The organism is Gordonia alkanivorans (assembly GCF_004011905.1).
In the GTDB taxonomy this organism is placed as follows: Bacteria; Actinomycetota; Actinomycetes; order Mycobacteriales; family Mycobacteriaceae; genus Gordonia; species Gordonia alkanivorans.
The window spans coordinates 900,018-911,838 of record NZ_CP027114.1; the positions used below are offsets into that span (position 1 = coordinate 900,018).

Sequence of the window (11,821 nt, forward strand, 5' to 3'; positions counted from 1 at the left end):
CGCCCCGGCATCGCCCGACGCCAGTACCTCACTGGACGCGGACGGTGCCGGGGCCGACCTCGTCTCCGCGGTGCGCACCGGACACCTCCCCAATGCCGACCGCGTGCGCCGACTCAGAACTACCGTGAGGACACCATGACAAGTTTCCCCGCCGAGAACCCGCCCGCCAGACGGACGGGCGATGTCGCGCGCGCCCCTGCGACCGGCACCCAGGCAACACCGTCGACGATCGGCGATCTGCTGAGCACGATGTCGGAGGTGGCCCGCGAGGCCGGGCGAACCGACCTCGTCACCCGCCTCGACGGCGCGCGGACCCGCGTCTCCGACCCCCGCCTGCGAATTGTCGTGGTGGGACAGCTCAAACAGGGCAAGAGCCACTTCGTCAACGCTCTGCTGGACCTCGACGTGTGCTCGGTGGGAGACGACGAGACGACCGCGGTGCCGACCGTCATCTCGCACGCTCTGCAGCCCACGGCCCACCTCGTCGTCGACGGTCCGTCCGCCGACAATCGCATCCCGGTCCCGATGGACGCGATCGGTGCGGTCACCCCCGATTCGCCCCTCGCCGGTGGCCGTGAGGTGCTGCGACTGGAGATCGGTGCGCCCGGCCCGCTGCTGGCGGACGGGCTCGTCCTCGTCGACACCCCCGGCGTCGGCGGCCACGGGCACCCCTACGCCGCAGCCACTCTGGGCATGGTGGCGGCCGCCGACGCAGTGCTGGTGCTGTCGGATGCCAGCCAGGAGTTCACGGCGCCGGAGATGTCCTTCCTCCAGCAGGTGATCGGGCTGTGCCCGACCGTCGCCTGCCTGCTCACGAAGACCGACCTGTATCCGCACTGGCGGGCCGTCGCCGACGCCGATCGCTCGCATCTCCAGGCCGCCGGCATCGACATTCCGCTGCTTCCGGTGTCGTCGGTGCTGCGTTCGCACGCGCTGCGCCTCGGCGACGAACAACTGAACGCCGAAGCCGGATTCCTCGACCTGTACCGGTACCTCCGCGATCACGTGGTGGCGACCGCTCAGCAGGCGACCCGCGGAGCGGTCGCCACCGACCTCCGGGTGGTCAGTGAGCATCTCGCCCTCACCCTCGGCAGCGAGCTGGCGGCACTCCGCGATCCGGACACCGCGACCAAGGCCGTCCGGGCGCTGCACGAGGCCAAGGCCGACGCCGAGGCGATGCGCCGCCAATCCGCCCAGTGGCAACAGACTCTGGCCGACGGGGTCGCCGACCTCGCCGCCGACATCGACCACGACCTCCGCGATCGGCTCCGCGCGGTCACCCGCGAGGCCGAACGCGCCATCGACGAGGGCGATCCGGGCGTCGACTGGGAACAACTCGCCGAGTGGCTGACCGAGCAGACGGCGACGGTCATCGGCGACAACTTCGTCTGGGCTCACGAGCGGTCGGTCTGGCTGGCCGAACGGGTCGCCGACCATTTCGCGGCCGCCGGCCAGACTTCCCTCCCCGACTTCGATGCCGCCGATCTGACCGGTGTGCTCGACTCGGTGGCCGAACTCGCCGAACTCGACAGCGGCAGGATCGGTGTCACACAGAAACTGTTGATCGGCATGCGAGGTTCCTACGGCGGCGTGCTGATGTTCGGGCTCATCTCGACGATGGTCGGTATGGCCCTGATCAATCCGGTGTCGGTGGGTGCCGGACTCCTGTTGGGCACCAAGGCATACCGCGACGACAAACAGGCGAAGGTGCTCGAGCGCCGCGCCAAGGCGAAGGTGGCGGTGCGAGCGTTCACCGATGACGTCAGCTTCCAGGTGGGCAAGGAGTCCCGGGACCGGTTACGGGTGATCCAGCGCGTGTTGCGCGACCACTTCAGCTCGGTCGCCGAGCAGACCGCCCGCTCCATCTCCGAATCCCTCAGCGCCGCACAGTCCGCCGCGACCTCCACCGAGTCCGAGCGGACCCGTCGAGCCGCCGAACTCGAGTCCCGGCTGGCGGCGGTCGCCGCCCTGCGCAAGGCCGCCGATCATTTCGACCCAACTCCCCTCGACCCGGCTCACACCGATCCGGCGCAACCGAAGGTCGGTCGTCACGCGGCCGGACAGTCCCGCTGATGGCCGGGATCGATCGTGCGCGTGCACTTCTCGATGCCGCTCGTGGCTCCCTGGCCGAGGATCCGCGGGCGCAGGCCGAGCTCGACCTCTGCGAGCACCGCATGTACCAGCCGGTCCGGGTCGCGTTGGCGGGATCGCTGAAGGCCGGCAAATCCACGTTGCTCAATGCGCTTGTCGGACAGGACATCGCGCCGACCGATGCCACCGAGTGCACGCGGGTCGTGACCTGGTACCGCAGCGGACGGTCGCCGTCGGTGACCGCACACGTCGACGACGGTCGTGCCGTCGGAATCCCGGTGACCCGTATCGACGGACGACTGGGCTTCGACTTCGGGCGTCTCACCGCCGACCAGGTGGACCATCTCGACGTCGAATGGCCGGCCCGCGCTCTGCAATCCACCACGATCGTGGACACGCCGGGCACCGCGTCGCTGTCGACGGAGCTGTCCGACTCCACAATTCGTCTCCTCGCGCCCCGCGCCGACGAGCACCGGGGACAGTCCGGGGTCGACGCGGTCGTCTACCTGCTGCGATCTCTCACGGCCACGGACACGGCCATGCTACGGCGTATCGGCTCCGCGATCGGCGGTTCGTCGGGCCCGCTGGGGGTGATCGGCGTCGTGTCCCGAGCCGACGAGCTGGGCGCCGGCCGGATGGACGCGATGATCTCCGCGCAGCAGATCGCGGGCCGCTTCGCCGGTGAACTCGAGCGAACGGGCCTCTGCCAGGCGGTGGTCCCCGTCGCGGGGCTGCTCGCCTTGGCGGCCCGGACGCTGCGCGAGGTCGAGTTCCGTGCGCTGGCACAGCTGGCCTCGACGCCGGGACCGGAGCTCGAGGCGGCGCTGCTGACAGTCGATCGTTTCGCCCGGCCCGACATCCTGCCCGGCATCCCCGCCGGTCTCCGGCGTTCGCTGGCCGAGCGTTTCGGCGTCTTCGGAATCCGGCTGGCGGTCACGCTCATCCGGTTCGGTGCGACGTCGTCGGCCGACCTGGCCGCGGAACTCCTCGATCGCAGCGGTCTGCCGGAGTTGAGTGCCATCATCGACACCCAGTTCGCCCAGCGCGCAGACGAACTCAAATCCCATTCGGCACTGGTCACTCTCGATCACCTGCTGGCGGCGTCCGCGTCGACGCAGGCGGCGCAGCTGCGGGTGTCGGTCCGGCGCGAACTCGCCGACGTGCACGGATTCCGCGAACTTCGACTCCTCACCAGCATCCGCGGCGGCGGTCTCGACCTTCCTGCGGACCAGATCGCCGACCTCACCCGGTTGATCGGCGGCTCGGGGATCGATCCCTCGACACGTCTGGGTGTCCCCGCCGGGACGGATGAACCGACGATTCGTGCGTCGGCGATCGAGGCCGCTCGCACGTGGCGCTCCCTCGCCGGCCACCCGCTGATCACACCGGCCGTCGCGTCTGCCTGTCAGGTGGCCGTCCGGAGCGCCGAGGGCATCGTCGCGCGCCTCTACGAGGCAGGGTCGCACACCGGGACAAGCGGTTTCAGCGCAGGGATGTACTCACCGCGCGGGTGAACGCGGCCCCGGTGGCGACCAGCGCGATCACCGCCGCAGCCGTCGGCGCCCACAGCGCCGGGGTGGGCAACCCGGCGTCGCCGAGCCCTGCCGACGACGGTCCGACGGTGAGGTGGAAACCTACCGCGCCGGCGGTCGCGACCAGCGCCCCGACCGTCAGGAGCGTCCGCCCCGATCGTCGGCCGTTCCAGAGTCGGACGGCTCCCGTCACACCGAGCACCACGACGACCAGGGCGACACCCGCGCCGATGAGCAGCGAGACGTCGACCGCGCGCCCGGCGTCGGTGCCGCTGTCGGGATGTTCGCGGATCAGATCGGCGGCCAGGACCGCGCGGATGTCGTCGAGCGACGCCACGATCAGCAGCACGGTGACCACGGTCAGCGCCACGGTGACGATCCACCCGAGGACGACCCAGCGGGCGGCGCCGGCGCGTTCGGTAATCCGCTCCGGCCGCATGGGGGTGACAGCCACGCGGGGTCGAGGTGGTGGGGCATCGCCGGGCATCGACATGCTCTGATCGTATGCGCTCGACGACGTCTGTCCGGGAAACCGAGAATGCGTCGTGAGTATCGGTTTCCGATACTCACGACGCATTCTGTGGACTGGCCGGTCAGGGCCCGGCGGTCGCGCCCGTCAAGGGTGGCGACGCGGCGAGGAGTTGGTTCTCCTCCTCGGTGAAAGCTCGCGCCCGCGAGAGGAATCGAACGCCCTCGGGCGCTTCCAGACTGAACCCGGCACCGCGCCCCTTCACGACGTCGAGGATGAGCTGCGTGTGCTTCCACAGCTCGAACTGGTCACCGTTGATCCAGACCCGCACTGCCGGAATGGGTTCGGGGAGTTCGATCTCGCCGACCAGCACGTCGCGCTGGCCGACCCGGTACTCCCCCACCGGATAACACATCGGGGCCGAGCCGTCACAGCATCCACCGGACTGGTGGATCATGAGTCCGCCGTGCAACTCCGACAACTTGGTCAGGAGCTGCACGGCGGCGTCTGTGGCGACCACCCGATCAGGAGCAATCTGTTCGGTGGTCATTCTCAATCACCTTCTGTGGGTTGGTGAGTGGCTCAGAAGAAGCCCTTCGCGTTCTGAGCGTAACCGACCAGGAGGTTCTTGGTCTGCTGGTAGTGCTCGAGCATCATCAGGTGGTTCTCGCGACCGATGCCGGACTGCTTGTAGCCGCCGAAGGCAGCGTGTGCCGGGTAGTCGTGGTAGGTGTTGGTCCACACACGACCGGCCTGGATCTCGCGGCCCGCACGGTAGGCGGTCGCACCGTCGCGGCTCCACACGCCGGCACCGAGGCCGTACAGGGTGTCGTTGGCGATGTGCATGGCGTCGGAGAAGTCCTTGAAGGTGGTGACCGCGAGGACGGGGCCGAAGATCTCCTCCTGGAAGATGCGCATCTTGTTGTTGCCCTGGAAGACCGTCGGCTTGATGTAGAAGCCGCCGGACAGGTCGCCACCGAGATCCGCGACCTCGCCGCCGGTGAGCACCTGGGCGCCCTCGTCGCGACCGATGGCCAGGTACGACGAGATCTTCTCGAACTGGTCGTTCGATGCCTGTGCACCCATCATGGTGTCGGTGTCGAGCGGGTTGCCCTGCTTGATCTTCGAGACGCGGTCGACGGCCTTGGCGATGAACTCGTCGTAGATGTCCTGCTGGATCAGCGCGCGGCTCGGGCAGGTGCACACCTCGCCCTGGTTGAGCGCGAACATCGAGAAGCCTTCCAACGCACGGTCGAGGAAGCCGTCGTCGGACGACATGACGTCGTTGAAGAAGATGTTGGGGCTCTTGCCACCGAGCTCGAGGGTGACCGGGATCAGGTTCTCCGACGCGTACTGCATGATCAGGCGTCCGGTGGTGGTCTCACCGGTGAAGGCGATCTTGCGGATGCGGTTGCTCGAGGCGAGGGGCTTGCCGGCCTCGACGCCGAATCCGTTGACCACGTTGAGAACACCGGCGGGCAGCAGGTCGCTGATGAGGCTCACCAGGTAGAGGATCGACGCCGGGGTCTGCTCGGCGGGCTTGAGCACCACCGCGTTGCCGGCGGCGAGAGCCGGGGCGAGCTTCCAGACGGCCATGAGGATCGGGAAGTTCCACGGGATGATCTGGCCGACGACGCCGAGCGGCTCGTGGAAGTGGTACGCCACGGTGTCTTCGTCGATCTCCGAGATCCCGCCCTGCTGGGCGCGCAGCGCACCGGCGAAGTAGCGGAAGTGATCGATGGCGAGCGGGATGTCGGCGGCGAGCGTCTCACGGACGGCCTTGCCGTTGTCCCAGGTCTCGGCGACCGCGAGCTTCTCGAGGTTCTCCTCCATGCGGTCGGCGATGCGGAGCAGTGCGAGGGAGCGCTCGGCGACGGGGGTCTTGCCCCACGCCGGGGCGGCCTTGTGGGCGGCGTCGAGGGCGAGGTCGATGTCCTCGGCGGTCGAGCGGGCGACCTCACAGAACGTCTTGCCGTCCACCGGCGACGGGTTCTCGAAGTACAGACCCTTCACCGGCAGGGTCCACTGGCCGCCGATCCAGTTGTCGTAGCGCGACTCGTAGCTCATCACCGAGCCATCGGCACCGGGCTTTGCGAAGACGGTCATGGTCACTCCTTGCGTGTCGGCCTCTTCTCGAGGGCGCTGGACTCTGTCACGTAGGACACCCCTGGACGTCCGATGTGATCTGTTCCACACAGTAGGTGTGAGCTCGTTGCACGAGGGTTGCAACGTTCGCAACGCGGCCTGACCAGCCCTGTTGCCGGCTGCGACTCCCCACCGGCTGAGCTCCGTCGAAGCCTCAGACCCCATAACGCTTGTCGAGCAACCTGATGCGGCCGCCGACGACGGCGCGGTCGGGGTGCCCGACCGGCAGACGGTGTTCGAGGCGACGCCACGCAACGAGGTCGTCGCGCCCGTGGACCGACGACGTCCACTTGCGCAGCGCGGCGACGTCGCCACCGGCGATGAGGCGTGACCGGAGGTCCTCACGCAGTTCCTCGAAGATCTCCGCGATGCCCGGCGCCGTCGACTCGACCAGCAATCCACCGCGGCCGAGGTCGTCGACCACCGACGCCAGGTCGGTTCCGCCCTCGATGCGGGACCGGATGTCGGAGATGTCGGAGGAGATGTCGAGAGTGAGGCGGTAGGGCCGGCTCGCGACGACGTCGGCGCCGAGATCGCGTCGTAGCCGGGAGATCTCGGCGCGCACGCTCACCGGATCGAGCCCCTCCTCGGCGAGCTTCAGGGCCAGCTGCTCGGTGTTGAGTCCCTCCGGAAAGGCCTGCAGCAGAACGAGGATCTCCGCGTGCCGCGGCGACACGGTGCGTGCACTGGTCGCGTCGGCGGTGCGGCGCCAGCGATGCGGACCGTCCCCGAGGACGGTGAGGTGGGCGGCGCTCGACCGCGCGACACCCGTGTGGAAGGTCGCCGGGTCGGCGAGGTCCACGGCGCTCGACTGCAGTTCCCGCTCCACCGCGGCGACCACCGACCGGACCGCCGCGAGCGCGAACGGGGCCGCGACCTCGCGTCCGCCGGTCACGTCGATCACGCCGATGACGTGCCCGGTGAACGGATCGTGCACCGGCGCCGCGGCGCAACTCCATTCCTGGACCGGACCGGCGAAGTGTTCGGGACCGACGATCTGGACACCGCGGTCGACGGCCAGGGCGAGACCGGGCGCGTTGGTGCCGACCGCTTCCTCGCTCCAGACCGAGCCCTCGACGAAGTTGATGTTGCCGGCCTTGTCCCGCGCGGCGGAGTCCCCCTCGACCCACAGCAGCCGTCCGACCTGGTCGGTCAGCGCGACGACGACTCCGGTGTCGGCGATCGCGTCGACCATGAGTGACTGGACCAGGGGTCGGACCGCGGTGATCGGGTGGGTCGCGCGGTACTCGGCGAACTCGTCGGCGGTCATCGTCGACACTGCTTCGCCGGTCGGCAACCCGTCGGCCGGACTGCCGTCGCTGGGATCGATGCCTCGGCTCAGTGAGCGAGCCCAGGAGTCACGGACGATGGAGCGGACCGCGTCCGTCGGGGGCGTGACACCGGAGAGGAATTCCTCATACGCACGGCGGATGCGTGTCGCCACCGCAGCCGCGTCAGTCATGCGCCCTCCGTCACTCGCCATATGCCGACGATTCTGCCTGGGAAACTGTGATCCCGGCAACAATCCGGGTTCACCAGCGTGTAGAGACTACTCGCCCTGGTCAAGCGAACCGTGAGGAGAACTCCCGCGGCGTCATGCCGGTGACGGCCTTGAAGTCGCGGACGAAGTGGGCCTCGTCGGCGTAGGACAGTTCGGCGGCGAGGGCGGCCAGGGTCTCGTCGGGTTCGCGAAGACGTTCGGCAGCCTCCTGGAGGCGTCGGCGCTGGATCAGCCATTTGGGGGTGAGCCCGAGGCGGCGACGGGTGAGTCGTTGCAGGCTGCGTTCGGTGACGTGGAACCGATCGCAGATCTGCGCGACCGCTATCACCGTCGAATCGTTCTCCACCCAGTCGACGATCGCGTTGACCAGGCGACCGTCGTCGTCCATCGGCAGATACCCGCGCAGCCAGTTCTCGACGATGTCGGTCGCGTCGCGCTGGGTGTCCTCGTCCTCCGGCGCACGTTCCATCACCGCACGTACCGACCGCGCGAGGTCGGTGCCGGACTCGCCGAAGACCACCGACAGTTCATCGAACCGGTCGGTCCACTGCGCGACGTCTCCCACCAGCAACCCTCCGGCTCCCGGGGTGAACATCACGCCGACCGCCCATCCGTCACCGGTGAGGACCGTCTCCGACAGGCCGGTGACCACCCCGTAGAAGCGGGCGTAGGTGTTGCTGATGACGAGCAGACACACCGGGTACTGCAGCACGCGCTGCGGTGCCTCCGCGCCCGGCGGGACCGACCAGACCGGCACCCAGAAGCGGCGCATCAGCTCATCGAGATCGGGGCCGGGACCCCACCGGCCGATGCGATAGCTCGCGTCCGAGGGGTCGACGAGGTGCGCGCGCTCGACGTCGTCGAGTCGCATCGATCCCGACTTGTCGGGTTTCATCAATCACCGTCCCCTGCCGTGGCGCTTGACTGTCATCATGACCACCACCACTGACAATGCACCACTGCGCGACCACTACAACTCCTATGCCATCGGTTTCGGCGACGTCCTCGCGGCGGTGCCCGCCGAGGCCTGGTCCAACCCTTCGCCGTGTGACGGCTGGACGGCCCGCGACGTCGTGGCGCACGTCGTCGACACCCAGCGGGACTTCTTCGCCGGACACGGCGTCGACCTCGGTCCCGCCCCGTCGCTCGACGATCCCGCGGCGGCCTGGCACAGCCATCGGGACGCCGTCGCCGCCCGCCTCGCCGACCCGTCCATCGCCGACCATGCCTTCGACGGCCACTTCGGTCCGACCACCATCGGCGAGACCTTGATCCGTTTCTACGGTTTCGACATGATCGCCCATCGATGGGACATCGCCACCGCGGTCGGCCTCGACCACCGCTTCACCGACGAGCAGCTCGACGAGATGGAAGCCGCAGCCGACGGATTCGGGGATGCGCTCTACTCCGAGGGGGTCTGCGAACACATCGACGTCCCGGCCGGCGCCGATCGCCAGACCGCGCTGCTCGCCCGGCTGGGGAGGCGGGCCTGACTCAGCGCCTCAATCGAGGGCCGCGTCGAAGCCGCCCGATCAGAGCCGGCGGACCAGCCGAAGCAGCTCACACTCGACCGGATTCGTGCCAACCGATCCCCAGCGCACGCGCCACCGCGAGCGTCACGGAGAGGAGAACGAGGACGACGCACACCACCACGAGCCACGTCGAGGTGGTGGTGGAGAACCCCAGAAGCCATGCACTTCCGATGCCGGCCAGGGTCGCGATCACGGCGCCGACGGGCAGCACGATGGCCGTGGTCCGGGTTGTGGCTCTCGCTGCGGGATCACCTCCCGCCCGCAGGACCCAGTGGACCGAGGCCAGTGCCAGACCGTAGGCAACGGCACTAGTCACCGCGTACAGCACCAGCGGCGTCATCCCGCCGGGCAGTTCGGCTGCGTTGTATGCCAGTGCCAAGGCCGGAAGAACTCCCACCGCGCACCCTCCAAGGCCCGCAACAACAGTGACGCCCATGCGTCGGCGTTCGTCGATCCGCGCGCCGGCGATACCCAGGACCACGCCGGTCAGCAGCCCCACTATGGCGCCCACGGCCGCGACGACGAGGTACCGGCCGGGTTCCGAGACGGTGACGGGCCCTCCGGCAAATGAGGAGATCGCGTAGAACTCGCCGAAGCCCGGCCCTGAGAGTCCGTCGAACAACGCGGTCGTCAGCACCGCGACCACACTTCCCGCGAACATCAACCACAGACAGAGTCGACCCATGCACGCATCCTGCCGCACACGGGTCCCCAGGGGGCGTAGCTACGGAATCCAGCCATTGCGTCGTGGATGACGCACCCGCAGGTAGCTGTAGATGTACGTACTCAGCAGCAACGCGACACCGGCGCCGATCGCCGGCCACAGGAAGGCATTGTCGAGGGAGTCGCGGACGGCCGCGACAGCCCAGCCGATCACGAACAGGACCAGGACGATCGTCGCGAGGATGCGGATCACGAGGACCAGGGTGGCGACCAACGCCCACACCGCTTCCCGCGTCCGAGCCGACAATCCTGCCATGAGGTCCCATCGTAGTGCGCTCCGCCCGCACGGCGGCAGGTCAGTGCTGGTCACGCTTTTGTCCCCACCGCGCCCCGACGCGTACACAATGGACAGATGAAGACCATCCTCAACGTCATCTGGCTGCTGCTGTGCGGCCTGTGGATGGCGATCGGCTACGTCATCGCCGGCATCATCTGCTGCATCCTGATCATCACCATCCCGTTCGGCATCGCCTCGTTCCGGATGGCCAACTACGCACTCTGGCCCTTCGGACGCACCGTCATCCGCAAACCGACCGCGGGCGCGGGCTCGATGATCGGCAATGTCATCTGGATCGTCGTCGCCGGACTGTGGCTGGCCCTCGGCCACATCACCACCGGCCTCGCCCTCTGCATCACCATCATCGGCATTCCGCTCGGCATCGCGAGCTTCAAGATGGTGCCGATCTCGCTGCTCCCCCTCGGCGCCGAGATCGTTCCCACCGACCAGCAGATGCCGGGCGGCGTCCCCGCACGTATGTGAGACGCCCGACCCATCCGAGTCGGTCGTCGTTTCCGAAGAAAGGGCATGAGCTTCACGCCCGGGCCCCTTCGAGCGTCGCCGCTCTGCGTCCGCGGATGCGGGCGGGTACCTGCCGCCCATCGGAAGGACAGCAGCAGAAGGTGAACGCGGTACGACGGCGAGGGAAGGAGGTGTGCGATGTCTGACCATCTCGATCCCGAGGCAGCAGAACTGCTCGAACTCGCACCGGTGGTCGGGTTGAACGCATTGTCCTCCGAGGAGCTACGCGAGATCGAGGCGCGGGTCGCGACCGCCGACGAGGAGTTCCGCGAGCTGTTCGCCACACAGGTCCGGGCGACCCGGGAGGCCATGGCCGCGATCAGCGCCGCCACCGCCACTCCACCCCCACCCTCGCTGCGTGACCGGGTACTGACCGCGGCACGCGCCGAGGCCGGCCTGGACCGGCCGTCGGCACCGGCACCGGATGTCGCGCCGACCCCGACGGTCACCCCAGTCCCGGAACCCCAAGTCCCGGAACCTGAAGACCCCCAGCCAGAAGCCCCGCAGCCAGAGGTCGCCCAACCACCCGCGGACCTCGATGCGCGACGCCCTCGACGCTCTCGTCGGTTCACCTACCTGACCGCGGCCGCCGTCGCCGCGATCGCGGCCGGCGCCCTCGGTTGGGCAGTCGGACTGTCGAGCTCCGACGAACCGGGCGCTCCCCCACCGGTCGCAGCACCGGCCGAGCAGGTGTTCTCCGCCGACGACCTGCGGTCGACGAGCGCACCGGTTGCCACCGGGAGTGCCACCGTGTACGTGGCGCAGTCCACCGATACCGCTGTGCTGGTGATGAATTCGGTGCCGCCACCCGAACCCGGCACCGTGTACCAGATGTGGCTCGTCGGGCCCGGCGGCACGCGTTCGGCCGGCACCATGACCGACGAGGACGTCGAACCGGTCACCACCGCGGTGCTGTCCGGGATCAACACGGCCGATGCCCTGGCGTTCACCGTCGAACCGCCCGGCGGCTCTGCGCAGCCGACCAGTTCACCGGTCGCACAGTTGTCGTTGAGCTGATTCCCGGAGCCG

Annotated in this window: 12 protein-coding genes; 5 read left to right on the forward strand and 7 right to left on the reverse strand. The window is 68.7% G+C overall.

Going from position 1 to position 11,821, the window contains the following annotated elements; all coding sequences use genetic code 11:
- Window positions 1-135: 135 nt before the first annotated feature.
- Both C5O27_RS04130 and C5O27_RS04135 read left to right on the forward strand, forming a co-directional pair.
- Entirely contained in the window at window positions 136-2,073 is a 1,938-nt protein-coding gene (locus tag C5O27_RS04130) for a dynamin family protein (RefSeq protein WP_127961984.1), read from the forward strand.
- Window positions 2,073-3,605 (forward strand): dynamin family protein, encoded by a 1,533-nt coding sequence (locus C5O27_RS04135; RefSeq protein ID WP_127961985.1) that lies wholly within the window; start codon window positions 2,073-2,075, stop codon window positions 3,603-3,605. Before C5O27_RS04130 ends, C5O27_RS04135 begins: the two co-directional genes overlap by 1 nt.
- On the opposite strand, the gene C5O27_RS04140 is transcribed toward C5O27_RS04135, so the two are convergent.
- From C5O27_RS04140 to C5O27_RS04160, 5 genes are all read right to left on the reverse strand, one after another.
- Window positions 3,574-4,116 (reverse strand): hypothetical protein, encoded by a 543-nt coding sequence (locus tag C5O27_RS04140; RefSeq protein WP_040004389.1) that lies wholly within the window; start codon window positions 4,114-4,116, stop codon window positions 3,574-3,576. The genes C5O27_RS04135 and C5O27_RS04140 overlap by 32 nt on opposite strands.
- A 100-nt stretch (window positions 4,117-4,216) precedes the next feature.
- Window positions 4,217-4,642: a DUF779 domain-containing protein gene (locus C5O27_RS04145; RefSeq protein WP_006360773.1), complete on the reverse strand. Its 426-nt coding sequence runs from the start codon at window positions 4,640-4,642 to the stop codon at window positions 4,217-4,219.
- Window positions 4,643-4,674: 32 nt separating this feature from the next.
- Window positions 4,675-6,198: an acetaldehyde dehydrogenase ExaC gene (exaC, locus tag C5O27_RS04150; RefSeq protein WP_127961986.1), complete on the reverse strand. Its 1,524-nt coding sequence runs from the start codon at window positions 6,196-6,198 to the stop codon at window positions 4,675-4,677.
- A gap of 193 nt (window positions 6,199-6,391) precedes the next feature.
- On the reverse strand, window positions 6,392-7,699 hold the full coding sequence (locus C5O27_RS04155; protein ID WP_042378458.1) for a GAF domain-containing protein: 1,308 nt from the start codon (window positions 7,697-7,699) through the stop codon (window positions 6,392-6,394).
- A gap of 100 nt (window positions 7,700-7,799) precedes the next feature.
- A complete protein-coding gene (locus C5O27_RS04160; RefSeq protein WP_127961987.1) occupies window positions 7,800-8,633 on the reverse strand; it encodes a helix-turn-helix domain-containing protein in 834 nt (277 codons plus the stop codon).
- Between the two features lie 37 nt (window positions 8,634-8,670).
- Here C5O27_RS04160 and C5O27_RS04165 point away from each other — a divergent pair, with 37 nt between their 5' ends.
- Entirely contained in the window at window positions 8,671-9,231 is a 561-nt protein-coding gene (locus C5O27_RS04165; protein WP_127961988.1) for a maleylpyruvate isomerase family mycothiol-dependent enzyme, read from the forward strand.
- A 67-nt stretch (window positions 9,232-9,298) separates the two neighbouring features.
- Here the strand turns inward: C5O27_RS04165 and C5O27_RS04170 are convergent, their stop codons facing one another.
- A complete protein-coding gene (locus tag C5O27_RS04170; RefSeq protein WP_006360778.1) occupies window positions 9,299-9,955 on the reverse strand; it encodes a hypothetical protein in 657 nt (218 codons plus the stop codon).
- A 39-nt stretch (window positions 9,956-9,994) separates the two neighbouring features.
- Entirely contained in the window at window positions 9,995-10,249 is a 255-nt protein-coding gene (locus tag C5O27_RS04175; protein ID WP_006360779.1) for a hypothetical protein, read from the reverse strand.
- A 96-nt stretch (window positions 10,250-10,345) separates the two neighbouring features.
- Here C5O27_RS04175 and C5O27_RS04180 point away from each other — a divergent pair, with 96 nt between their 5' ends.
- Window positions 10,346-10,753, forward strand: coding sequence for a YccF domain-containing protein (locus C5O27_RS04180; RefSeq protein WP_006360780.1), 408 nt, complete (start codon window positions 10,346-10,348; stop codon window positions 10,751-10,753).
- 177 nt (window positions 10,754-10,930) lie between these two features.
- Window positions 10,931-11,809, forward strand: coding sequence for an anti-sigma factor (locus tag C5O27_RS04185; protein WP_006360781.1), 879 nt, complete (start codon window positions 10,931-10,933; stop codon window positions 11,807-11,809).
- The last annotated feature ends 12 nt before the right edge of the window (window positions 11,810-11,821 follow it).